The sequence below is a fragment of the Streptomyces sp. NPDC058470 genome, assembly GCF_042721055.1.
Classification (GTDB): domain Bacteria; phylum Actinomycetota; class Actinomycetes; order Streptomycetales; family Streptomycetaceae; genus Streptomyces.
In genome coordinates this window covers 29,827-52,181 of record NZ_JBHXMF010000042.1, presented here as the reverse complement: position 1 = coordinate 52,181, position 22,355 = coordinate 29,827, and the positions used below count along the sequence as shown (strand labels likewise).

At 69.4% G+C, this 22,355-nt stretch carries 19 protein-coding genes; 6 read left to right on the top strand and 13 right to left on the bottom strand.

Going from position 1 to position 22,355, the window contains the following annotated elements; translation table 11 throughout:
- Nucleotides 1-17: 17 nt before the first annotated feature.
- The 4 genes from ACFWP7_RS28105 to ACFWP7_RS28090 are packed head-to-tail and all read right to left on the bottom strand — an operon-like array spanning nt 18 to nt 4,090.
- Complete coding sequence (locus ACFWP7_RS28105; protein WP_384386513.1) at nt 18-629, bottom strand: ATP/GTP-binding protein; 612 nt, start codon at nt 627-629, stop codon at nt 18-20.
- On the bottom strand, nt 580-1,014 hold the full coding sequence (locus ACFWP7_RS28100; RefSeq protein WP_384386510.1) for a DUF742 domain-containing protein: 435 nt from the start codon (nt 1,012-1,014) through the stop codon (nt 580-582). The genes ACFWP7_RS28105 and ACFWP7_RS28100 overlap by 50 nt, the downstream gene beginning before the upstream one ends.
- Nucleotides 1,015-1,070: 56 nt before the next feature.
- Nucleotides 1,071-1,544 (bottom strand): roadblock/LC7 domain-containing protein, encoded by a 474-nt coding sequence (locus ACFWP7_RS28095; protein WP_384386605.1) that lies wholly within the window; start codon nt 1,542-1,544, stop codon nt 1,071-1,073.
- A gap of 2 nt (nt 1,545-1,546) precedes the next feature.
- Nucleotides 1,547-4,090, bottom strand: a complete 2,544-nt coding sequence (locus tag ACFWP7_RS28090; protein ID WP_384386507.1) for an ATP-binding protein — start codon at nt 4,088-4,090, stop codon at nt 1,547-1,549.
- Between the two features lie 382 nt (nt 4,091-4,472).
- Between ACFWP7_RS28090 and ACFWP7_RS28085 the strand changes: the two genes are divergently transcribed.
- Both ACFWP7_RS28085 and ACFWP7_RS28080 read left to right on the top strand, forming a co-directional pair.
- The gene (locus ACFWP7_RS28085) at nt 4,473-5,429 is read left to right on the top strand and encodes an ABC transporter substrate-binding protein (RefSeq protein WP_384386504.1); all 957 of its coding nucleotides are present in this window, start codon (nt 4,473-4,475) and stop codon (nt 5,427-5,429) included.
- 85 nt (nt 5,430-5,514) lie between these two features.
- Nucleotides 5,515-5,955: a PAS domain-containing protein gene (locus ACFWP7_RS28080; protein WP_384386501.1), complete on the top strand. Its 441-nt coding sequence runs from the start codon at nt 5,515-5,517 to the stop codon at nt 5,953-5,955.
- 337 nt (nt 5,956-6,292) lie between these two features.
- Here ACFWP7_RS28080 and frc read toward each other — a convergent pair whose 3' ends face one another.
- Together frc and oxc are read right to left on the bottom strand one after the other, a co-directional pair.
- The gene (gene frc, locus ACFWP7_RS28075; RefSeq protein WP_384386499.1) at nt 6,293-7,549 is read right to left on the bottom strand and encodes a formyl-CoA transferase; all 1,257 of its coding nucleotides are present in this window, start codon (nt 7,547-7,549) and stop codon (nt 6,293-6,295) included.
- A gap of 127 nt (nt 7,550-7,676) precedes the next feature.
- Entirely contained in the window at nt 7,677-9,428 is a 1,752-nt protein-coding gene (gene oxc / locus ACFWP7_RS28070) for an oxalyl-CoA decarboxylase (RefSeq protein ID WP_384386495.1), read from the bottom strand.
- Between the two features lie 265 nt (nt 9,429-9,693).
- Here oxc and ACFWP7_RS28065 point away from each other — a divergent pair, with 265 nt between their 5' ends.
- Nucleotides 9,694-11,286 carry a FadD7 family fatty acid--CoA ligase gene (locus tag ACFWP7_RS28065; RefSeq protein ID WP_384386492.1) on the top strand — a complete coding sequence of 531 codons (1,593 nt, stop codon included), beginning with the start codon at nt 9,694-9,696 and terminating at the stop codon, nt 11,284-11,286.
- Nucleotides 11,287-11,295: 9 nt separating this feature from the next.
- Here the strand turns inward: ACFWP7_RS28065 and ACFWP7_RS28060 are convergent, their stop codons facing one another.
- Together ACFWP7_RS28060 and ACFWP7_RS28055 are read right to left on the bottom strand one after the other, a co-directional pair.
- Complete coding sequence (locus tag ACFWP7_RS28060) at nt 11,296-12,231, bottom strand: LysR family transcriptional regulator (protein ID WP_384386489.1); 936 nt, start codon at nt 12,229-12,231, stop codon at nt 11,296-11,298.
- Nucleotides 12,232-12,285: 54 nt separating this feature from the next.
- A complete protein-coding gene (locus tag ACFWP7_RS28055) occupies nt 12,286-13,260 on the bottom strand; it encodes a 2-dehydropantoate 2-reductase (protein WP_384386486.1) in 975 nt (324 codons plus the stop codon).
- A 123-nt stretch (nt 13,261-13,383) separates the two neighbouring features.
- On the opposite strand from ACFWP7_RS28055, the gene moaA reads away from it, so the two are divergent.
- Nucleotides 13,384-14,373 (top strand): GTP 3',8-cyclase MoaA, encoded by a 990-nt coding sequence (moaA, locus tag ACFWP7_RS28050; RefSeq protein WP_384386483.1) that lies wholly within the window; start codon nt 13,384-13,386, stop codon nt 14,371-14,373.
- 96 nt (nt 14,374-14,469) lie between these two features.
- On the opposite strand, the gene ACFWP7_RS28045 is transcribed toward moaA, so the two are convergent.
- Genes ACFWP7_RS28045 through ACFWP7_RS28030 form a run of 4 tightly spaced genes read right to left on the bottom strand, consistent with a single transcriptional unit; the run spans nt 14,470 to nt 19,628 of the window.
- On the bottom strand, nt 14,470-14,652 hold the full coding sequence (locus ACFWP7_RS28045; protein WP_384386480.1) for a formate dehydrogenase subunit delta: 183 nt from the start codon (nt 14,650-14,652) through the stop codon (nt 14,470-14,472).
- 31 nt (nt 14,653-14,683) lie between these two features.
- Nucleotides 14,684-17,524 (bottom strand): formate dehydrogenase subunit alpha, encoded by a 2,841-nt coding sequence (gene fdhF / locus ACFWP7_RS28040; RefSeq protein WP_384386478.1) that lies wholly within the window; start codon nt 17,522-17,524, stop codon nt 14,684-14,686.
- Entirely contained in the window at nt 17,521-19,152 is a 1,632-nt protein-coding gene (locus ACFWP7_RS28035) for a formate dehydrogenase beta subunit (RefSeq protein WP_384386476.1), read from the bottom strand. Before ACFWP7_RS28035 ends, fdhF begins: the two co-directional genes overlap by 4 nt.
- Entirely contained in the window at nt 19,149-19,628 is a 480-nt protein-coding gene (locus ACFWP7_RS28030; protein WP_384386473.1) for an NAD(P)H-dependent oxidoreductase subunit E, read from the bottom strand. The genes ACFWP7_RS28035 and ACFWP7_RS28030 overlap by 4 nt, the downstream gene beginning before the upstream one ends.
- Nucleotides 19,629-19,852: 224 nt before the next feature.
- On the opposite strand from ACFWP7_RS28030, the gene ACFWP7_RS28025 reads away from it, so the two are divergent.
- On the top strand, nt 19,853-20,542 hold the full coding sequence (locus ACFWP7_RS28025; RefSeq protein WP_384386470.1) for a GntR family transcriptional regulator: 690 nt from the start codon (nt 19,853-19,855) through the stop codon (nt 20,540-20,542).
- 38 nt (nt 20,543-20,580) lie between these two features.
- Here the strand turns inward: ACFWP7_RS28025 and ACFWP7_RS28020 are convergent, their stop codons facing one another.
- On the bottom strand, nt 20,581-21,381 hold the full coding sequence (locus ACFWP7_RS28020; RefSeq protein WP_384386467.1) for an acyl-CoA dehydrogenase family protein: 801 nt from the start codon (nt 21,379-21,381) through the stop codon (nt 20,581-20,583).
- A 266-nt stretch (nt 21,382-21,647) separates the two neighbouring features.
- Between ACFWP7_RS28020 and ACFWP7_RS28015 the strand changes: the two genes are divergently transcribed.
- Nucleotides 21,648-22,343 (top strand): GntR family transcriptional regulator, encoded by a 696-nt coding sequence (locus tag ACFWP7_RS28015; protein WP_384386465.1) that lies wholly within the window; start codon nt 21,648-21,650, stop codon nt 22,341-22,343.
- Nucleotides 22,344-22,355: the final 12 nt, after the last annotated feature.

Genomic DNA, 22,355 nt, shown 5'->3' with positions numbered 1-22,355 from the left:
CGTCGCCCCTCCTCCGTTCACTTCTCCACAGCGGCCAGGGCGTGTTCGAGGACCACGAGGAGCGCGTCGCGTACCGATCCGCGGCTGCGGGCGTCGAAGACGGTGAGCGGTACGTGCTCGCCGACGTCGAGGGCCCACCGTACGTCGTTCAGGTCGTGCTCGACCTTGCCGTCGAAGGCGTTAATGGCCACCGCGAACGGGATCTGACGGTGCTCGAAGTAGTCGACCGCCGCGTAGCAGTCGTCCAGGCGCCGGGTGTCGACGATGACGAGCCCGCCCAGCGCGCCCTCGATCAGGTCGTCCCACATGAACCCGAAGCGCTCCTGGCCGGGGGTCCCGAACAGGTAGAGCTTCAGGGTCGGGTCGAGGGTGACGCAGCCGAAGTCCATGGCGACGGTGGTCGTCACCTTCTGCGGCGTGTGGGAGAGGTCGTCGACGCCCGCGGCGACCGAGGTGATGGACGCCTCGGTGGTCAGCGGCTCGATTTCGGAAATGGCGCCCACCGTCGTGGTCTTGCCCACGCCGAATCCGCCCGCGATGACCATTTTCACCGGCAGCGGCGGCCGGACACCCCCGGTGTCAGTGCTCACGGATCGCGCCCCGGGAGTCGGGGATAGCTCGGAGACCATCGATAACCCTTCGCAATACGGTGGCGTCGCGGGCGGAGTCGGCCTGCGGTGCGTACAAGGCCAGTTGACCGTCGGCGCGCAGGTCGTCGGCGAGCACCCTGATCACATTCAAGTGCATGCGCAGTTTCGCCGCGATCTCCGCCAGCGACTGCGGCTGACGACAGACCGCGATGATGTCGCGGTGCTGGTCGAAGACGAAGGCATCGAGCGCGGCCAGACCCGTGTCGGTCGAGACCACCTGGGTCTCGATCGGCATCGGTGGCACGAGGCTGTCGCCGCCCGCGATCCGTCCCGCCGTCAGCAGGAAGGGCCGGACGACCGAGGCGGGAGCCTCCGCTCCCCACGCGGTGTCGTCGTCGCCTGATGGCTCGCCGGCCGTCGTCACGTCCTGATCCCTTCGCCTCGCGGGTCGTCACGGACCGGCGACGTCCTCGTCGACCGTCAACCGTTCGGGGCGATACCCACGGTGTTCTTCAGTTCCATGACCAGTTGAGGGCTCAGGACGGCGCCCGCGCGGTTGGCGAAGAGCGTCATCTCGTACGCGATGTTGCCGAGCTTCGCCTCCTTGGAGGCGACCACGCCGAGCACCGCGCCCGCGCCCAGCGCCGACACGAGGACGTGTCCCTCCTCCAGGTCGATGATGACCTTGTTCAGGCCCCCGAGCCCGTAGTTGCCGGACGCCCCCATGGCGAGGCTGGTGATGCCGGAGACGATCGCCGCGAGCCTCTCCGAGTCGGCCTGGCCGCGCAGTTGGGACACCGCGAGCAGTAGTCCGTCCGAGGAGACGCCGATGACGTCGACGACCCCGGCCGTCTCGGTGGCGAATCGATTGAGCAGCCAATTGAAGTCGGCAGCGGCGGCCTTGACGTCCGTCACCGGTTCCGCGGCTCCGGATTCCGGTTTGCCTGTCCACATGGTCACTTGCTCGTGCCTTCCGGGAATGAGGATCTGTTGCTCTGAGTGGTCTGTTCGGGCGGTGCCCCGAAGCGGTGCGCGCCGAGGTCCATGTCCAGCGCGGTCTCGCTCTGGGCCCGCAGGACCGCGGCCTCGAACTCGTCGAGCTCGGAGCGTGCGGCATCGGGGTCGACGGGCTGCCAGGCGGGGGGCCGTGGAGTCGGCATGGGCTGCTTGGGCAGCCGGGTCGAGGCCGTGGTGGACGACAGGGTCGCACCGCGCACCCGGCGCCGCAGCGAACCGGCGCCTTCGACGGGGTCCGAGGGGGCCGCGCCGGAACCGCCGTTGCCGCGCGGCCGGCCGAGTCCGTTCATGGGATGGGCCAGGGCGTCCTCGCCACCGGTTCCCGTCGCGGGTTCGGGCCTGCGCGTGTGACCGGGGAATTCCTCGCCCGGGCGGGCCCGGACCCTGCGGGGCAGGGCCGAGGCGCCGGGCGCCGGCTCGACCGTCGCGGAACGCGGCTCGGGCGGGCCGGAGCGACGGGCGGCCGGCATGATGTGCGGGGCCCGCGTCGCGGCGCCCGTCGGGTCGGCGAGCAGCAGATGCGAGGGCGGGACCGCGACGGTGACGGTGACACCGCCGCCCGGGGTGCGGGACAGCACGACCTCGATGCCCCAGCGCCGGGACAGACCGCCGACCACGAAGAGGCCGAGGACCTCGGTGGGCGCCAGGTCGAGTCGTTCGCGGCGGATCAGCCGGGCGTTCTCCTCGGCCAGCCGCTCGGGGCTCATCCCGAGGCCGTGGTCGATGATCTCGACGAGGGCGCCGCCGGTGGAACCGTGCCGCGGCCGCAGAACCACTTCCACGTTGCTGGAGGCCGGGGAGAACATCACCGCGTTCTCCAGCAGTTCGGCGAGCATCAGCGTCAGATCGCCGACGATGTCCGGGGCGATGTTGACATCGCCCTCGGCGTGCGGCGTGACGCGCTGGTAGCCCTCGATCTGGCCGAGCGCGGCGCGGACGATGTTGCTGAGCCGCATGGGACCGGTACTGAGACCGCCCTCACGGATGCCGGCGAGCAGCATCAGGCTGTCGGCGTTGCGCTGCAGGCGTACGGCGATGTGGTCGATGCGGTAGAGGCGTTCCAGTACCTCGGGGTCCGTCTCGCCGCGCTCCACCGAGTCGATCAGCGCGAGTTGACGTGCCGTCAGGTTACTGACGCGGCGGCCGACGTTGCCGAACATGACGGCGATGTTGCGGCGGCTCACGACCTGGCGCTCCAGCAGGGCGGTCGCGGTGACCTGAACCTGGTTGAAGGCCTCGGCGAGTTCACCGATCTCGTCGCGGACCGGCACGGGTACGGCGTCCAGGCGCGGCGGGCCGGCGTCCTCGGCGTCGTCGTCCGCGACCCTCGCCAGCTCGGTCCCGGCCGCGGCGGCCACGTGCTGGGCCGCCCCGGTCAGTGCTCGCACGGTCCGCAGCACGGAGCGGCGGACCAGCACGGAGAACAGGAACCAGGACACCAAGGCGAGCAGGGTGCCCGAGACCAGCCAGATCACACCCCACCAGGCGTCGACCGACGCGTCGTCGGCCTGGGTGGCGAGCTGTCCGATGAGCGACTGGGTGATCTTCAGTCGGCTCTCGGCCTGGCGCGCGTAGGTCGGCTCGGTGGACAGCGCGTCGGAGAGGGCGGCGCGCAGCTCCGCCGGACTTCCGGCGATCAGAGCACCCGGGTCGACCTGCAACTGGGCGAAATGCGTCGCGATGACGCCCTGGTACGGGTTGTGTTCGACCCCGTCGATCGCGGCGGCCTGGTCCGGGCTGGCGAACCGGGTGAACCGGTCGGCCTGGGAGAGGTACTGGTCGTAGTCACCGACGGCGCTGGTGAACTCGATGAGCGCGTTGGCGTCCCCGGTTCGGGCCGCGAAGACGCTGGTCTCGAAGGACGCGTGGGCGGTGTCGGCGCGCAACAGCGCGTCGAGCAGGCTGGCCGCGGACGTCGAGGATGCTTCGACCTGGCCGAGCCGGAGACCGTTGATGAGGCCGTCGATCACCGATCCGTAGGCGGGGTCGATGTTGTCGGCGGGGATGGGCCCCTGCTCGACCGTCTGGCGGAGGGTGTCCAGGCCCTCCAACTCCTTGAGCACCTGGGCCTCTGCCACCGGCAGCCGGTCCCCGAAGGCGGAACGTACCGCGTCCGCCTGGGTGTTGGCCTTCTGCTGCGCGTCGAGGTACGCGGAGGTGTCGGGCGGGCTGTCGCCGGAGCTCGCGGCCTCGTAGCGCAGGGAGACGAGGAGCGCCTGCCGGTGCTCGGCCTGCACGCTGTCGATGAGCTTGGTGACCTGTGCGCTGTCCCGCACCAGTTGGGCGGTGTCGGCGGCGGTGAGGGCCCGGTCGACCTGCGTGTAGATGACATAGGAGAGCATCGCCGAGACGACCGCGAGCGGCACGATCACCAGGACGTTGAGCTTCCGGCGGAAAGGCCAACGGTCAAGGAGGGGCGGAGTCCGGCCTATTCGGGGGGCCGCTGACGGCTCCTCCAGGACGGCTTTCCTGTGCGCGGGCACCAAACCTCCTTGACTTCATTCCATGGAAGCCCGCTGTCCGGGCTTGGTGAGTTCGGGGTCGCGACAGCGCACTCAGGCCGGCAAATGGAACAAGGCCCTCGACTCGGCCAACATTAGCTGCTGCCGGAAGCGTTCGGCCATGATCAACCAAACTTCGACAGGCTGAGACGTCGGGTTCGTTCACATACTGGGCACATTGTGCCCACGGGATGAAGCCAGCCGGTTTCCAAAGGTGATGGTGAGTTGATCCCGCGGTGACCCCATGGTCTCTGTCAGTGATCTATTCGTGTCTTGACGGTGCGTAAGCAAGGTCGGTTTGATCGTCTGGACCATCGCCGCGCCGTGCGTTTCGGCCGCCATCCCCGCCCGATGCCAAGTCTGGATGACCAACGTGACCTTCGCCAGAAGCACCCGAACGTCCGCAACGTACGCTGTTTCCCTGCTGGTTGTGGCCGCTGCCGTTCTGACGGGCTGCGGCTCCTCCGACGCCAACAGCGCCGACCCCTTGCAGGATGACGCGACCGCCGGCGGGACGGTCGTGGTCGGTTCCAACAACTTCCCCGAGAGCATCCTGCTCGCCGACATCTACGGCGAGGCTCTCAAGTCCAAGGGCATCAACGTCAGTTACAAGCTGAACATCGGCAGCCGTGAGACCACGTACGGGTTGATCAAGAACGGCACGATCACGGTCATGCCCGAATACAACGGCGCTCTGCTGTCGTATCTGAATCCCGACGCGGTTCCGACGTCGACCGAGGACGCCACCCAGCTCATCAATGCCGACCTCGACTCGAAGCTCACCCTGCTGGAGGCGTCCAAGGCCGAGGACAAGAACGCGATCGGCGTCAACGAACAAACCGCCAAGCAGTACGGACTCACCAGCGAGTCGACGATCGCCGACCTCTCCAACGTGGCATCCGACCTGGTCATCGGCGGGGCGCCGGAGTTCCAGACCCGTCCGCAGAGACTGCCGGGCCTCAAGTCCGAGTACGGCCTCGAATTCAAGTCCTTCAAGGCGCTGGACGCGGGCGGTCCGCTGACGGTCGCGGCCCTCAAGGGGAACAACATCCAGGTCGGGGACATCTTCACGACGGACCCCACGATCAAGGCGAACAAGTTCGTCATCCTCAAGGACCCGAAGAACCTCTTCAGTTTCCAGAACGTGATTCCGCTGGCATACAAGAGCGATCTCCCGGCGGAGGGAGTTTCCGTGCTCAACGCGATATCGGCGAAGCTCGACACGGACATCCTGATCGATCTCAACAGCCAGGTGCAGACCGACAGCAAGGACCCGCTGGACGTGGCCAAGGCGTGGCTGTCCTCCGTCGGGCTGTCCTGACCGACCTGCGGTCGGCCGGGCCAATGGAGTCGCCGAACTGTATGCAGTATGCTGGCGGCTCCAGCGGCCCAGGCTCGGAGGAGACATGGAAGATCTGGATCCCCAGGTGGTGCTGGGAATGGCTGCCCAGGCACCCGACGGCATAGTGATCATCGACCGCGAAGGGCTGATCCGCTACTGGAACCGTGGGGCGGAGCGCATCTTCGGGTTCACCGCGGGCGAGGTCGCCGGGCGCAGCCTGGACATCATCATTCCCGAGAAGCACCGCCGACGTCACTGGGACGGCTTTGTGACGGCCATGGAGCAGGGGACCAGCCGGTACGGGGATGCGGACCTCCTCGCGGTTCCCGCACTGGGGGCGGACGGCCGCAAGCTCTCCATCGAGTTCAGCGTGGTGCTGCTGACCGATCCCGACGGCGGCGCGGCGCACTGCGGCGCGGTCATCCGGGACGTCACCGCGCGCCGGGCACGGGAGAAGGAGCGGATGCGCCGGAGCGAGACAGCCGCGGAGCACACCACAGCCTGAGACAGCCTGAGACAGACGCACCACCGAGACACAGGGCCACCGCCGCGACACGCGACGGTGGCCCTCCCGCGTCCTACCCCCGCACGCCCTGCGTAGGGTCCTCACGCCCCGCGTCACACGCCTGGGCCCTGCGTACGGGCCTCACCGCCCGCGTCGCATGTCAGGGCCCCTGAACCCCGCACCACACGCCAGGCCCCCGCGCTCGGTTCACCGCCCCGCGTCACACGCCTGGGCCGCCTGCAGCCTGCGTACGGTCCTCACACCCCGCACCACATGCCGGTGCCCTGCGCACGGGTTCTCGCGCGCAGGGCACCGGAGCATTTCAGCCGGGGTCAGGTCAGGCGACGACCTTGCCCTCGTGCAGCTTGCGGATGTCGTTCGCGTCGTAGCCGAGGTCCGCGAGCACCTCGTCGGTGTGCTCGCCGAGCAGCGGCGCACCCTCGATCTCGGGCTTGAAGCCGGAGAACTTGATCGGGCTGCCCACCGTCAGGTAGGTGCCGCGCTCCTTCTGCTCGACCTCGACGATCGTGCCGCTCTTGCGCATGTCGGGGTCGGCGGCGAGCTCCTTCATGCTGAGCACCGGGGCGCAGGGCACGTCGAACGTGCGCAGGATGTCGACCGCCTCGTACTTGGTCTTGTCGGCCAGCCACACCTCGATCTCACCGAAGATGTCCATGATGCGCGGCTGGCGGGCCAGGGCGGTGGTGTACTCCGGGTCCTCGGCCCACTCGGGCTTGCCGATGGCCTCGCAGGTACGCACCCAGTTCTGCTCCTGGATGGTGAAGTAGATGTAGGCGTTGGGGTCGGTCTCCCAGCCCTTGCACTTCAGGATCCAGCCCGGCTGGCCGCCGCCGCCGGCGTTGCCGCCACGGGGCACCGCGTCGCCGAACTCGCCGTTCGGGTACTGCGGGTACTCCTCCAGGTAGCCGAGCTTCGCCAGGCGCTGCTGGTCACGGAGCTTGACCCGGGTCAGGTTGAGCACGGCGTCCTGCATGGACACCGATACCTTCTGGCCCAGGCCCGTCGCGTTGCGCTGGATGATCGCGGTGAGCAGGCCGATCAGCAGGTGCATACCGCTGTTGCTGTCGCCGAGGGCCGCGCCGCTGATGGTGGGCGGGCCGTCCCAGAAACCGGTGGTGGACGCGGCGCCGCCGGCGGCCTGGGCGACGTTCTCGTAGACCTTGAGGTCGTTCCACTTCGAGTCGTCGTTGAAGCCCTTGACGGAGCCGAAGATCAGCCGCGGGTTGAGCTCGTGGATGTACTCCCAGCTGAGGCCCATCCGGTCCATGGCGCCCGGCGCGAAGTTCTCGACGAGGATGTCGGCCTCGCGGATCAGCTTCTCCATGACCTCCTTGCCCTCGGGGGCCTTGGTGTTGATGGCCAGCGAGCGCTTGTTGCTGTTCAGCATGGTGAAGTAGAGGGCGTCGAGGTCCGGGATGTCACGGAGCTGACGGCGCGTCACGTCTCCGCCGTTGATGCGCTCGACCTTGATGACGTCGGCGCCGAACCAGGCGAGCATCTGTGTACACGCGGGACCGGCCTGGACCCCGGTGAAGTCGATCACCTTGATTCCGGCGAGCGGCTTTTCACTCATGATGTATTCCTTCTCCTGATTGCTCTCGGTGCGAGAGTCGGCTGTGCGGGGGCAGAAGTTCGGGGTGGAGCTTCCGGGTGGAGTGCTCGGGGTCGAGGCGCTCCGTTGCTGGGAGATGGGGGGCGGCTCACTTCTTCTTCGGCGTGATGTTGCCGACGGTGATGCCCTTCGGGTTGAGGTGCGCGATGTGGCCGCTCTCGGTGCCGGCCGAGGGGTCGATCACGCAGTCGATGAGCGCGGGGCCGCCCAGGGCCAGCGCCTCCGTGAGGGCGGCGGTGACCTCGGCGGGCGTGGTCGCGCGGTAACCCTTGCCGCCGAACGCCTCGATCATCAGGTCGTGGCGTGCCGAGAGCATCAGGGTGGTCGGCGACGGGGCGTCGTCGAGGGGGTTCACGTCGTCGCCGCGGTAGACACCGCCGTTGTTCATGATCACGGTGACCACGGGCAGCTTGTAGCGGCAGATCGTCTCCAGCTCCATGCCGCTGAACCCGAAGGCGCTGTCGCCCTCCACGGCCACGACGGGCTCGCCGCTCTCGACCGCGGCGGCGATCGCGTACCCCATGCCGATACCCATGACGCCCCAGGTACCGCTGTCGAGGCGGTGCCGGGGTACGTGCATGTCGATCACGTTGCGCGCGATGTCCAGCGCGTTGGCGCCCTCGTTGACGATGTACGTCTCCGGGCGCTCGACCACGATGTCGCGGATCGCCTTGAGCGCGCCCATGAACTGCATCGGGTGCGGGTCGGCCTTGAGTCGCTCCGCCATCTTGGCGACGTTCTGCGCCGAGCGCGTCGCCAGCTCCTCCCGCCAGGCGGCGGGGGCGGCGATCTGGCCGGGCTTGGTCCGCTCGGCGATCGCGTCGAGCACGGACTCGATGTCTCCGACGAGCGGGGCCGCGATGGGCTGGTTGCTGTCCAGCTCCTTGGGCTCGATGTCGATCTGGATGAACTTCGCGTCGGGGTTCCAGCTCGGTGCTTCGCCGTGGTTCAGCAGCCAGTTGAGGCGGGCGCCGACGAGCACGACGACGTCGGCCTTCTTCAGCGCCAGCGAACGCGCGGTGGCCGCCGACTGCGGGTGGTTGTCGGGCAGCAGGCCCTTGGCCATCGACATCGGTACGTAAGGAATGCCGGTGGACTCGACGAACTCGCGGATCTTGTCGTCCGCCTGCGCGTACGCGGCACCCTTGCCGAGCATGATCAGCGGCCGCTGTGCCCCCGCCAGCAGCTCGATCGCCCGGTCCACCGCCTCGGGCGCGGGCAGCTGACGCGGCGCGGGGTCGACGAGACGGCTCAGCGTCTTGGCGCCGGCTTCCGCGTCCATGATGGAGCCGAGCACCGCGGCGGGGATGTCGAGGTAGACACCGCCGGGACGCCCGGAGATCGCGGTGCGCAGCGCGCGGGCGATGCCACGGCCGATGTCCTCGACCCGGCTCACCCGGTACGCCGCCTTCACGAACGGCTGCGCCGCGGCGAGCTGGTCCATCTCCTCGTAGTCGCCCTGCTTCAGGTCGACGAGGTGGCGCTCGCTGGAGCCGGAGATCTGGACCATCGGGAAACAGTTCGTGGTGGCGTTCGCCAGCGCGACCAGCCCGTTGAGGAAGCCCGGTGCGGACACCGTCAGTGCGACGCCGGGCTTCTTCGTGAGGTAACCGGCCGCCGCGGCAGCGTGTCCCGCGTTGCTCTCATGGCGGAAGCCGATGTAACGGATACCCTGCGCCTGCGCGAGGCGGGCAAGGTCGGTGATCGGGATGCCGACCACCCCGTAGATGGTGTCCACGTCGTTCAACTTGAGAGCGTCTACGACCAGGTGGTACCCGTCGGTGAGCTCCGTCGGAACGTCGGCGGTCGCCGCTGTCTCCAGTGTCGAGGGGGCGGTCATGATCCGAGGTCCTCCTTGGGCAGGTCCTGCCAGTGCGGCTTCTCATCTCACCATCCTGACCTGGGCTCCGCGCGTCCAAGACCCATCGACGACCAGCTGATAAACAGCATCTATCGATGGCAGGTGGCAGGCACCTGACCTGCCGGGCAAGCTCTTGATAGACGCCTGCTATCGGCCGTTCGCCAGTGCGTATTGGACGCACACCGCACACCGCCGCAGGCTCGCAGTGGACTGGTACATCAGACGTGGCGCGGGAGGTGGGGTCATGGCCGTTCCGGCAACGGCATCCGTGTGCGACGCGGACCGGTACGGACCACCCTCGGTGACGGGCCTCGTCGATCTCCTCGACCGGCACGTCCGCGAGCGTCCGCACGCCCGGGCCCTCGTCGTCACCGGGGACCGGGTGCACCTGTCCTACCGCGCCCTCTCGGCCCTGGCCGACGACGTGGCGGCACGGCTCGGCGCCACCGGGCTGCGGCGCGGCGACGCGATCGGGCTGATCTGCGCCAACAACGCCGAGTTCGTCGTCGCGCTGCTTGGTGCGGCGCGGGCCGGCCTGGTGGTCGCTCCGCTGGACCCGACGCTGCCCGCGACGCAGCTGTCCGACCGGCTCGAAGCACTGGGCGCCCAGGCGCTCCTGCTCGGTCCTTCCGTGAACAACGCCCCATTGGCCGCCCAGGTGCCTGTCCCGACCTGGCCGCTCCGCGTCATCGCCTCCCGTGCCGAGACGGCGACTGTCGCCCTGGACACGAGCGCGCCTGCCGTACGGGAGGTCCGGGGCGCGGCCGGCGAACTCTCGACGCAGGACGCCCTCGTCCTGTTCACCGCGGGTACCACCGCCCGCGCCAAGATGGTCCCGCTGACGCACGCCAACGTGGCCGCGTCCGTGCAGGGCATCTGCGCCACCTACGAGCTGGGGCCCGGCGACGCGACGGTGGCCGTGATGCCGTTCTTCCACGGCCACGGCCTGTTCGCGGCGCTGCTGGCCACGCTGGCCAGCGGCGGATGCGTACTGCTGCCCGAGCGCGGACGGTTCTCGGCGCACACGTTCTGGGACGACATGCGGGCCGCCGGAGCCACCTGGTTCACCGCGGTCCCGACCATCCACGAAATCCTCCTGGACCGGGCGGGGACCGAGTACCCGGGTCCGCAGACGCCGCCGCTGAAGTTCGTCCGCAGCTGCAGCGCGCCCCTCAACACCGCGACGCAGCGGGCACTGGAGCGCACGTTCGGCGCTCCGCTGCTCTCCGCGTACGGGATGACCGAGTCCACGCACCAGGCCACCAGCGAACCACTGCCGTCGCGCGGGCCGCTGAAGCAAGGGTCGGTCGGCAGGTCCACCGGAGTGGAGCTCCGGGTCGTCGACCCGAGCGGGCGTACGTCTGCGGTCGACACCGAGGGCGAGGTGTGGGTGCAGGGCCCGACCGTCGTCCGCGGCTACCTCGGCAACCCGGGCGAGACGGCACGCAGCTTCACCGACGGCTGGCTGCGCACCGGTGACCTGGGCGTACTGGACAAGGACGGGTATCTGTCCCTCACCGGGCGGATCAAGAACCTCATCAACCGGGGCGGCGAGAAGATCTCGCCCGAGCATGTCGAGGACATCATCGCCGGTTGCCCCGGAGTCACCGAGGCGGCGGTGTTCGCCATCCCCGACGCGGTCTACGGGCAGCGGGTCGGCGCGGCCGTGGTCGTCCGCGAGGGAGAGAGCATCGGGTCCGAGCAGATCCTGCGGTACGCCCATGACCGGCTGGCGGCCTTCGAGGTGCCCGACCGGCTCGAACTCGTCGCGGCGCTGCCGCACACCGCCAAGGGAGCGCTCGACCGGCTGGCGGTGGAGGCGAAGTACGGGCAGTGAGACCCGGGCTCAGCGCACGCGGTGCTCGGTGGGCAACGATTCGTTGAAGAAGTCGTCCAGCGCGAGTCCCGTCGCCGCGTTGACGAAGGCCCGGGCGGCGACCGAGCCGGGGGTGGCCGCGTGGATCGCCACCGAGACCTGCGCCCCGGCCTCCGGGTCGATCAGGTGCAGCGCTCTGGTCCGCCCGATCACCGGCATCGCCCGCAGCCACGCGTGGGGCACGATGCTCGCCCACTCGCCGCCGCCCACGTGGGCGTAGAGCGAGGCGATCGAGTCCGTCTCCACCTGCGGAGTCACCACGAACCCCTTGTCCGCGAAGACACTGTCGATGATCTGGCGGATCCGCATGTCGGGCGTGAGCAGCGCGAGCGGCAGCTGGGCCGCGTCCGCCCAGGTCATGGTGGAGGTGGTCTGCGAGGTCAGCTGATCGGCGGAGATCAGCAGCATGTACCGCTCCTGGTACAGGGGGACGACCTGGAGGCCCTCCTGGTCGCCGGGGTCGAAGTGGGCGATCGCCACGTCCAGCTCGTAGTCGCGCAGCTGGCGGTGCAGTTCCTTCGTCGACAGCCGGGAGCGGACCTGCACCTTGGCCAGCGGGTGCGCCGCGCAGAACGCGGCCACGGGAAGCGCCAGGGTCGTCGAGGCGGTGGGGTCCGTGCCCAGCCGCAGCGTCCCGGTGATGCCGGACTGTACGGCGGCCACCTCGGCCTTGAACGCGTCCTGCTCGGCGAGGATGCGCTTGGCCCACACGACGAGCCGTTCGCCCTCAGGTGTGAGGCCCTGGTAGTTGTGCCCGCGGTTGATCAGCGTGACGTTCAGCTCGCGCTCCAGCTTGGCGATCGCCGCCGAGAGCGCGGGCTGCGAGACGTAGCAGGACTCCGCCGCCCGGGCGAAGTGCCTCTCCCTGGCCACCGCTACGAAGTACTCCAGCTGACGAAACAGCATGAACGACTCCTCGCTGGTGCCATGTGATCACCCAACCCTACCCAGCCCGAGCGATCACGCCGTCCTCCCGCCCCGCGCCAGCAGGTCGGTGGTGGCGTGGACCGCTCGCAGGGTGGGTGCCTGGGCGCCCGAGATATCGGCCATCTCCACCACGGCGGTCACGATGGCGTCGAGCTCCAGCTGCTTGCCGGCCTCCAGGTCCTGGAGCATCGAGGTCTTGTGGTGCCCCACCCCTTCGGCGCCGCGCAGCCGCTTCTCGATCGAGATGTCGGGCGTGCTGCCGACCCTGGACGCGATGTCGAGGGTCTCCTCCATGAGCAGGGTGACCAGCCGCCGGGTCGGCGGGTGTCCGCAGATGTCGGCCATCGTCGCCCGGGTGAGCGCGCTGATCGGGTTGAAGGCGACGTTGCCCATGAGCTTGATCCAGATGTCGTCGCGCAGGTTCGGCTCCACGGGGCTCTTCAGTCCGCCCGCGACCATGGCCTCGCTCAGGGCCGTACAGCGGTCGGAGACCCCGCCCGCCGGCTCGCCGATGGAGAATCTGGTGCCCTCCAGGTGCCGGATGACGCCGGGGGACTCGATGACCGTGGCGGGGTAGACCACACAGCCGATCGCCCGCTCCGGGGGCAGCACCCGGCTGGTGGCACCGGCGGGGTCGACCGCCTCGATGCGGCGGCCTTCGTAGGGGCCGGCGAGTTTATGGAAGTACCACCACGGAACGCCGTTCTGGCCGGCCACGACCGCGGTCCGTTCGCCGAGCAGTGGGGCGATGAGCGATCCGCTGGACGGGTAGGAGTGCGCCTTCAGCCCCAGGAACACGTAGTCCACGGCGCCGACCTCGGCCGGGTCGTCGGTGGCGTGCGGGTGGGCCACGAAGTCGCCGCGCGGGCTGTTCACCCGGACCCCGTGGGCCCGTATCGCCTTCAGATGCTCACCTCGCGCGATGAGGTGGACCTCGGCTCCACCACGGTGCAGGGCCGCTCCGACATAGGCGCCGATTGCACCTGCTCCGAGGACTGCGATTTTCATGGTGGCTCCTCTCAGCGGGGGACGTGATGAATACTGTATGCAGTATCCTCAAGGGATGTACAGACTCGTGCACGCAGAGCGAGAGGGGCGGTTCTTGTTGACCGAAGCGAAGGGGGACAGCTCGTGCTGATCGATACGTACGGCCGGATCGCCACCGATCTGCGGGTTTCACTGACCGACCGCTGCAACCTGCGGTGCACTTACTGCATGCCCGAAGAGGGCCTGCAGTGGCTGCCCAAGCCCGAGCTGCTCACGGACGACGAGATCGTGCGCATGGTCTCGATCGCCGTGACGGAGCTGGGCGTCACCGAGGTGCGCTTCACCGGCGGCGAGCCCCTGCTCCGACCCGGCCTGGTGGGCATCGTCGAACGCTGCGCCGCCCTGGAGCCGCGCCCCAGGCTCTCCCTCACCACCAACGGCATCGGCCTGGCCCGCACCGCCGAGGCACTGCGCGCCGCCGGGCTCGACCGGGTCAACGTCTCACTCGACACCCTGAACCCCGAGGTCTTCCGCACCCTCACCCGCCGCGACCGGCACCACGACGTCATCGCGGGCCTCACCGCGGCCCACGACGCGGGCCTCACCCCGGTCAAGGTCAACACGGTCCTCCTCCGCGGCGTCAACGACGGCGAGGCCGCCGACCTGCTCGACTGGGCCCTCCGGCACGCCTACGAGCTGCGGTTCATCGAGCAGATGCCGCTCGACGCCCAGCACGGCTGGCAGCGCGAGAACATGGTCACCGCCGCCGAGATCATCGAACGGCTCGCGGCCCGTTTCGCCCTCACCCCCGAGCCCTCCGCGGTACGCGGCTCCGCGCCCGCCGAGCGCTGGCTGGTCGACGGCGGGCCGGCCCGGGTCGGAGTGATCGCCTCCGTCACCCGGCCGTTCTGCCGCGCCTGCGACCGCACCCGGCTCACCGCCGACGGGCAGGTCCGCGACTGTCTGTTCGCCCGCGAGGAGACCGACCTGCGTGCAGTCCTGCGTTCCGGTGCGCCGGACCGGGAGATCGCCGACTGTTGGCGCACCGCGATGCGCGGCAAGAAGCCAGGATCCGGCCTCGACGACCCGTCCTTCCTCCAGCCACAGCGCCCGATGTCCGCGATCGGCGGCTGACACCGCCCGACTGCCCGGGGCCGGAGAGCCACACCGCACTCAATCGCCCGGCACCGGCGGGCCGCACCGGCACCGAGCACCGGTGCGGCCCGCCGTTCACCGCATCAGCCTTACCGCGGCGACCACCAACGGGTCGAGCCCGTCCGCCCCGGCGTCGACGAACTCGTACAGCCGGTTGCGCATGCGCGGGTCCCAGAACCTGCCCATGTGCCCCGCGATCGCCTCGGCCGCCGCCTCGCCCGTCAGGTGGACGTGGTTCGCCGCGATGTCGTTGGCCATCCGCGACTCCGGTGGCACCGTGCCCGCCATCTCAGTCCACCACCGTGACGAGTTGGTGGTCGTCCTCTGCTTGGTGGTCGTCCTCGACAACCTCCGTGTCGCTCTGCCCGAGCGGATGCACAAGGCCGACCTGTACGGCGGTCACCTTGTACTCCGGGCAGTTGGTCGCCCAGTCGGAGTTCTCGGTGGTGACCACGTTGGCACCCGTCACCGGATGGTGGAACGTGGTGTAGACGACGCCCGCCGGCATCCGGTCGGAGATCTCCGCGTGCAGCGTCGTCTGCCCGACCCGGCTGGCCAGGGTGACCAGGTCGCCGTCCCTGATGCCGCGGGTCTCGGCATCGTGCGGGTGCAGCTCCAGGATGTCCTCGGGGTGCCAGGCGACATTGCCGGTACGACGGGTCTGCGCGCCCACGTTGTACTGGCTGAGGATGCGGCCCGTGGTGAGGACCAGCGGGAAGCGCCGGGTGCTGCGCTCGTTCGTCGCCACATAGCTGGTGACCACGAACTTGCCCTTGCCGCGCACGAATTCGTCGACGTGCATGACCGGCGTGCCCTCCGGAGCCGACTCGTTGCACGGCCACTGGACGCTGCCGAGCTTGTCGAGGACCTCGAAGGAGACACCGGTGAAGGTCGGCATGACCGTGGCGATCTCGTCCATGATCTGGCTCGGGTGGTCGTACGACATCGCGTAACCCATCGCGGTGGCGATCTCGCTGATGATCTGCCACTCGTGCTTGCCCGTCTTCGGCTTCATCACCGCGCGCACCCGGTTGATCCGGCGCTCGGCGTTGGTGAAGGTGCCGTCCTTCTCCAGGAAGGAGGCGCCGGGCAGGAAGACGTGCGCGAACTTGGACGTCTCGTTGAGGAACAGGTCCTGTACGACGACCAGTTCCATCGCTTCGAGCGCGGCGGTGACGTGCTTGAGGTTCGGGTCGGACTGGGCGATGTCCTCGCCGTGCACGAACAGACCTCGGAAGGTGCCGTCGATCGCGGCGTCGAACATGTTCGGAATCCGGAGTCCGGGCTCGGACAGGAGCGTGCCGCCCCAGAGTTTGTCGAACACCTCACGTACGGCGTCGTCGGAGACGTGCCGGTAGCCGGGCAGCTCGTGGGGGAACGAGCCCATGTCGCACGCGCCCTGCACGTTGTTCTGACCGCGCAGCGGGTTCACGCCGACACCGTCACGCCCGATGTTGCCGCACGCCATCGCGAGGTTGGCCATTCCCATGACCATGGTCGAGCCCTGGCTGTGCTCGGTGACGCCGAGGCCGTAGTAGATGGCCCCGTTGGGTGCCGCCGCGTACAGCCGGGCGGCGGCCCGCAGTTCCTCGGACGGTACGCCGCTGACCTCCTCGGTCGCCTCCGGGCTGTTCTCCGGACGGGCGACGAACTCGGCCCACTCGGCGAACCCTTCGCACCGCTGCGCCACGAAAGCCAGGTCCGCCAGGCCCTCGGTGACCACGACATGCGCCATGGCGTTGACGACGGCGACGTTCGTGCTCGGCTTGAGCTGGAGGTGGTGCGCGGCCTCGATGTGCGGCGAGCGCACCAGGTCGATACGGCGCGGGTCGACCACGATCAGCTCGGCGCCCTCACGCAGCCGGCGCTTCATCCGGGAGGCGAACACCGGGTGCCCGTCGGTGGGGTTGGCCCCGATCACCATGATGACGTCGGCCTCGGCGACCGAGCGGAAGTCCTGCGTTCCCGCCGACTCGCCGAAGGTCTGCTTGAGTCCGTATCCCGTCGGGGAGTGGCAGACCCGGGCGCAGGTGTCGATGTTGTTGTTGCCGAAGGCCGCGCGCACCATCTTCTGTACGACGTAGACCTCTTCGTTGGTGCAGCGCGAGGAGGAGATGGCGCCGATCGAGCTCGGTCCGTACCGGCCCTGGAGTTCGCGCATCTTGGTGGCGACCGTGCCGATGGCCTCTTCCCACTCGACCTCGCGCCACGGGTCGGTGATCTTCTCGCGGACCATGGGCTTGAGCACCCGGTCGGGGTGCGAGGCGTAGCCGAAGGCGAAGCGGCCCTTCACACAGGAGTGGCCCTCGTTGGCGCCGCCGTCCTTGTGGGGCACCATCCGGACCAGTTCGTCGCCGCGCAGCTCGGCCTTGAAGGAGCAGCCGACACCGCAGTAGGCGCAGGTGGTGATCACCGACCGGGTGGGCATGCCGAGTTCGACGACCGACTTCTCCTGGAGCGTGGAGGTCGGGCAGGCCTGGACGCAGGCCCCGCAGGAGACGCACTCGGAGTCCATGAAGGTCTCGCCGGCGCCCGCCGACACCTTGGACTCGAAGCCGCGCCCCTCGATGGTGAGCGCGAACGTGCCCTGTACCTCGCCGCAGGCCCGCACGCAGCGGGAACAGGCGATGCACTTGGACGGGTCGAAGTCGAAGTACGGGTTGGAGGTGTCCTTCTCGGCGTCGAGGTGGTTCTCGCCCTCGTAGCCGTAGCGCACCTGCCGCAGCCCGACCACGCCCGCCATGTCCTGCAACTCGCAGTCGCCGTTGGCCGGGCAGGTCAGACAGTCCAGCGGATGGTCGGAGATGTAGAGCTCCATGACGCCCTGGCGGAGCTTCTCCACCTTCGGCGTCTGCGTCCTCACCTGCATCCCGTCCGCGCACGGCGTGGTGCAGGACGCCGGGGTGCCGCGCCGGCCGTCGATCTCCACCACGCACAGCCGGCACGAGCCGAACGGCTCAAGGCTGTCGGTGGCGCACAGTTTGGGTATCTCGATCCCGGCCTGCGCGGCGGCGCGCATCACCGACGTGCCCTCCGGGACGGTCACCGGCATCCCGTCGACCTCCACCGAGACAGTCGCCTCGCCGGGCCTCTCCGGGGTACCGAAGTCGGGTTCCTTGAGCAGTGTCATGCCGTGCCCTCCGTCCTCAAGCCGGTCGCGGTTACGGGTTGGATCCCCAGGCTGCGACGGCCGCCGAGGAAGTCGTCAGGGAAATGGGTGATGGCGCTGCGTACGGGCATCGGCGTCAGGCCGCCCATCGCACAGAGCGAGCCATCGGTCATCAGGTCGCACAGATCTTCCAGCAACGCCAGGTTCTCGTCCCGGTGTTCACCGGCCACGATTTTGTCGATCACCTCGACACCGCGTACCGAACCGACCCGGCACGGGGTGCACTTGCCGCAGGACTCCTCGGCGCAGAACTCCATCGCGAAGCGCGCCTGGGCGGCCATGTCGACGCTGTCGTCGAACACCACGAGTCCGCCGTGGCCGACCATGGCGCCGGCCGCCGCGAACGCCTCGTAGTCCATCGGCAGGTCGAACATCGTCGTCGGCAGATAGGCGCCGAGCGGGCCGCCGACCTGCACCGTGCGCACCGGGCGCCCGGAGAACGTGCCGCCGCCGTAGTCCTCGACGAGTTCGCGCAGGGTCACGCCGAACGCGGTCTCCACGATGCCGCCGTGCGCGATGTTGCCGCCGAGCTGGAACACCTGGGTGCCGCGGGAGCGGTCGACGCCGAATTCCTGGTAGGCCTTCGCGCCGTCCGCGAGGACGACGGGCACGGTGGCCAGGGTGAGGACGTTGTTCACGACGGTCGGCTTGCCGAACAGGCCCTCGATCGCGGGGATCGGCGGCTTGGCGCGGACCGTGCCGCGCTTGCCCTCCAGGCTCTCCAGCATGGAGGTCTCCTCGCCGCAGATGTACGCGCCGGCGCCGACGCGGACATGCAGGTCGAAGTCGAGCGCGGAGCCGAGGATGCCCTTGCCGAGCCAGCCGTGCTCGCGGGCGATGCCGATCGCCGCGCGCATCGTGGCCACCGCGTCGGGGTACTCCGAGCGGATGTAGAGGTAGCCCTCGCTCGCACCGACCGCGTGGGCGGCGATCGTCATGCCCTCGATGAGCATGAAGGGGTCGCCCTCCATGACCATCCGGTCGGCGAAGGTCCCGCTGTCGCCCTCGTCCGCGTTGCAGCAGACGAACTTGAGCTCGTCCGTACAGCCCAGCACGGTCTTCCACTTGATGCCGGCCGGGAATCCCGCGCCGCCGCGGCCGCGCAGTCCGGAGTCGGTGACCTCGGTGACCACGTCCTCGGGAGCGAGCGCCAGGGCCGCTCGCAGCCCCGCCAGTCCGCCGTGCGCCACGTAGTCCTCGGTCGACAGGGGGTCGGTGACGCCGATTCTGGCGAAGGTGACGCGGGTCTGGCGGGCCAGCCAGGGCAGTTCGTCCACGAGGCCGAGCCGCAGCGGGTGCTCGGCGCCGTCGAGCATGCCTGCGGCGAGGAGACCCTCCAGGTCCGAGGGGGCCACCGGTCCGTAGCCGACGCGGCCCTGCGGAGTCACCACCTCGACCAGCGGTTCCAGCCAGAGCATGCCGCGCGATCCGTTGCGTACGATCTCGATGTCGAAGTCACCGCCGACGGCGGCCAGTTGAAGGGCGTCCGCGACCTCGTCCGCGCCGACGGACCTGGCCGCCGAGTCGCGGGGGACGTAGACCTTCGCCGTGGCGTCCGGCTTCGCCGTGGCGTCCGGAGAGTCGTTCATGATGAGACCGCCCCATTGAGGATCGCGCCCAGCTTGGCCTGGCCCACTCGTCCGTGCAGCCTGCCGTTCACCTCTACCGTCGGTCCCAGAGCGCAGTTGCCGAGGCAGAAGACCTGCTCCACGGTCACCGCGCCGTCCGCCGTCGTCTCCCCCAGCGCCAGGCCGGCCTCGCGGGCGTAGCCGATCAGGCTGTTCGCGCCCAGGGCCTGGCAGGCCTCGGCGCGGCAGATCCGTACCGTGGTGCGGCCGGCGGGTTCGCGGCGGAAGTCGTGGTAGAAGGTCACCACTCCGTGTACGTCCGCGCGGGAGAGGTTGAACTCGTCGGCGAGTACCGGTATCGCTTCCTGCGGCACATGGCCCAACTCGGCCTGAACGGCGTGCAGTACGGGCAGCAGCGCGCCACGCTCGCCCCGGTGACGGGCCGCCACCCGCCGCACCACGTTCTCGACCGTCACATCACTCCTGCTGGTCGTCATGATCGCTCTCCAAGGGCCGATAGCGATGCTTGCAGGGGACTGAGACAATACCCCATACAGGCTTCTGTATACAGAACTCGGTCACACTCCACCGCGGGACAGCGGCCGCCATCTTGCATACCAAAACCTGTATGCTGAAGTCGCCGTCGGCAACCCTCTCGGCAACCACCACTTGGCAAAGCCGTCGGCCCCACAGGCCCGGCGGCAGAACGGGGCAGGCAACCATGCGCGAGGCACTCAACGCGGCCGCGTCCCGGCGCGTCACCCGCCCGGCGCCGCTGCGCCAGGCCGTCTACGACGCGCTGACCGAACTGATCGTCAGCGGCTCCCTCAAGCCCGGTCAGCACCTCGTCGAGGCCGAGCTCGCCGCACACCTCGGTGTCAGCCGCCAGCCGGTCCGCGAGGCACTGCAACGGCTCCAGACCAACGGCTGGGTCGACCTCCGTCCCGCCCAGGGCGCCTTCGTGCACTCCCCCACCGAGGAGGAGGCCGCCCAGCTCCTCAGCGTCCGCGCGGTCCTTGAGACCTACTCGGCCCAGCTCGCCGCCGGGAACGCCAAGCCCGAGGACATCGAGCGGCTCTGGGAGCTGCAGGAGGAAGGCGTCCAGGCGCTCACCGAGGGTGACGTCGAGCGTCTCGTCTCGGCCAACACCGCACTGCACGCCTTCGTCACCGTCATTGCCGACAACGCCGTACTGTCCGAGCTGATCTCGCTGGTGGGCCAGAAGGTGCGCTGGTACTACACCCCCATCGCCCAGCCCCGCGGCAAGGAAGCCTGGAACGAGCACTCCCAGCTCATCAAGGCCATCGCCAAGGGAGATGCGGACCGCGCGAGCGAGATCATGCGCACCCACACCGAACACACCACCGACTTCTATCGCCGGCAGATCGCCGCCGGGGCCATCCAGGACTGACCCGACCAGCGTCCCCACGGGCCACCCCACGGCCGGACTCAGGACGCCGCGAGGGAGTCGGCGCCCCGATGGGCGGACCGGAGCGGGACATCGGCCACCGCCGGATGGACGGCCTCGGCACCGACGGCCGCCTGGAGTTCGAGCAGCCACGGCAGGACCGTACGCAGCACGATGTCGAGCCCGCCGCCGTCCCGCCCGAGCATCGCGTCGGCGGGTACCAGCACGGGATCGGCGAACACCGTGGAGGTGGCGCTGCCGCCCGGCCCTCCCCCGTCGGGCCGGGCCGGCACGAACAGGTCCGGGGCATGCGCCGGAACCACCCAGAGCGTCAGTCCGTCGGCCGCGGTGAGCGGCCGGGAGGACCAGACGTAGCTGTCCGCCTCCCCTGCCGCGACCACCTGCTGTTTACGGGCTCGCAGGGCGACCACGTCACCGGAGCGGGCGGCGGTGGAACGCGACGCCCAGAACTCCCCCTGCACGCCCTGTTCACCGGGGGCGTCCTCGGCCAGGGCGAGGCTGCCGAGGTGGCGTCCGGCGGCGACCTCGCCGCGGATCCAGGTGCTGCCGTACGACTCGATGACGGCGACCGCCGCGTAGTGGGACTGGAGCACGGCCGCGGTCGCCGGGCAGACGCGGGCGATCCGCGCCACCACCTCGGCGGCGTCCGACAGACCCATCCCGCCGCCGCCGAACTCGGTGGAGACGGTGAGCCCCAGCAGCCCGGCGCGGCCGAGGGCCGTCACCGAGGCGCGGGGGAATCTCGCCTTCGTGCCGGTCGCTTCGGCGGTCGGCTCGATGACGGTACTCAGAACTTCAGAGAGAGCGGTGCGGTACGACACGGGGTGACCCCCTCCTCGGGAGCGCGGCTCCACTGGGCAGCGCGTATGATTGCATACAGTATTCTGCATCCGACCAGATGCGCCAGGGGTGGGGAGAGAGCAATTGGCGAACGAGGCGATTTCCGCGATATTCGCGTCACAGGCGGCGCTCAAGGTGGCTATTGAATACTAAAGTCAGTATCCCGAAGCCAATGGCTGTGGATCAGCAGTCCAACGCGGATCGGCAACCCAACGGGGATCAGCAGTCCAATGACGGGGAGGGTTCCATGCCCGACATACCCACCATGACAGCCCGCGGCCCGATCGCCCGGCCCGCGCCGCTGCGCCAGGCCGTCTACGACGCGCTGACCGAGCTGATCATCAACGGCTCCCTCAAGCCCGGTCAGCACCTGGTCGAGGCCGAGCTCGCCGACCATCTCGGCGTCAGCCGCCAGCCCATACGCGAGGCGCTGCAACGGCTGCACACCACCGGCTGGGTCGACCTGCGGCCTGCACAGGGCGCCTTCGTGCACTCCCCCACGCCGGAGGAGTGCGCCCAGCTCCTCAGCGTCCGCGGCGTCCTCGAAACGCACTCCGCGCGGGGGGCCGCGGAACACGCCACGCCTCACGACGTCGAGCGCCTGTGGGAACTGCAGCAGGTCGGGCTCACCGCCCTCGCGGCAGGCAACGCCCGCGCCATCGTCGAGGCGAACGCCGCCCTGCACGGCCACATCACGCACCTGTCCCGCAACGCGGTCCTCGCGGAGCTCATCCCCCAGGTCGACCGGCGCGTGCGCTGGTACTACATGCCCATCGCCAGGCCGCGCGGCACGGACGCCTGGAGCGAGCACGCCCAGATCATCCATGCCATCGCCGACGGCGACCCCGAGCGTGCCGAACACCTCATGGGCCGGCACACCCGGAACACCGCCGACTTCTACTGCGCGCAGATCGCCGCGGTGGCCGCCCGCCCCACCCGCTGACCGGGGCGGGAG

What these genes read in the sequence shown, in the direction of transcription:
- ACFWP7_RS28060 (WP_384386489.1), bottom strand. Translation starts at nt 12,231, where the DNA reads ATGCTGTTTCGTCAGCTGGAGTACTTCGTAGCGGTGGCCAGGGAGAGG.
- fdhF (WP_384386478.1), bottom strand. Translation starts at nt 17,524, where the DNA reads ATGACACTGCTCAAGGAACCCGACTTCGGTACCCCGGAGAGGCCCGGC.
- ACFWP7_RS28030 (WP_384386473.1), bottom strand. Translation starts at nt 19,628, where the DNA reads ATGACGACCAGCAGGAGTGATGTGACGGTCGAGAACGTGGTGCGGCGG.
- ACFWP7_RS28080 (WP_384386501.1), top strand. Translation starts at nt 5,515, where the DNA reads ATGGAAGATCTGGATCCCCAGGTGGTGCTGGGAATGGCTGCCCAGGCA.
- ACFWP7_RS28035 (WP_384386476.1), bottom strand. Translation starts at nt 19,152, where the DNA reads ATGAACGACTCTCCGGACGCCACGGCGAAGCCGGACGCCACGGCGAAG.
- ACFWP7_RS28055 (WP_384386486.1), bottom strand. Translation starts at nt 13,260, where the DNA reads ATGAAAATCGCAGTCCTCGGAGCAGGTGCAATCGGCGCCTATGTCGGA.
- ACFWP7_RS28015 (WP_384386465.1), top strand. Translation starts at nt 21,648, where the DNA reads ATGCCCGACATACCCACCATGACAGCCCGCGGCCCGATCGCCCGGCCC.
- oxc (WP_384386495.1), bottom strand. Translation starts at nt 9,428, where the DNA reads ATGACCGCCCCCTCGACACTGGAGACAGCGGCGACCGCCGACGTTCCG.
- frc (WP_384386499.1), bottom strand. Translation starts at nt 7,549, where the DNA reads ATGAGTGAAAAGCCGCTCGCCGGAATCAAGGTGATCGACTTCACCGGG.
- ACFWP7_RS28025 (WP_384386470.1), top strand. Translation starts at nt 19,853, where the DNA reads ATGCGCGAGGCACTCAACGCGGCCGCGTCCCGGCGCGTCACCCGCCCG.
- ACFWP7_RS28095 (WP_384386605.1), bottom strand. Translation starts at nt 1,544, where the DNA reads ATGTGGACAGGCAAACCGGAATCCGGAGCCGCGGAACCGGTGACGGAC.
- ACFWP7_RS28085 (WP_384386504.1), top strand. Translation starts at nt 4,473, where the DNA reads ATGACCAACGTGACCTTCGCCAGAAGCACCCGAACGTCCGCAACGTAC.
- ACFWP7_RS28105 (WP_384386513.1), bottom strand. Translation starts at nt 629, where the DNA reads ATGGTCTCCGAGCTATCCCCGACTCCCGGGGCGCGATCCGTGAGCACT.
- ACFWP7_RS28065 (WP_384386492.1), top strand. Translation starts at nt 9,694, where the DNA reads ATGGCCGTTCCGGCAACGGCATCCGTGTGCGACGCGGACCGGTACGGA.
- ACFWP7_RS28045 (WP_384386480.1), bottom strand. Translation starts at nt 14,652, where the DNA reads ATGGCCAACGACATCGCGGCGAACCACGTCCACCTGACGGGCGAGGCG.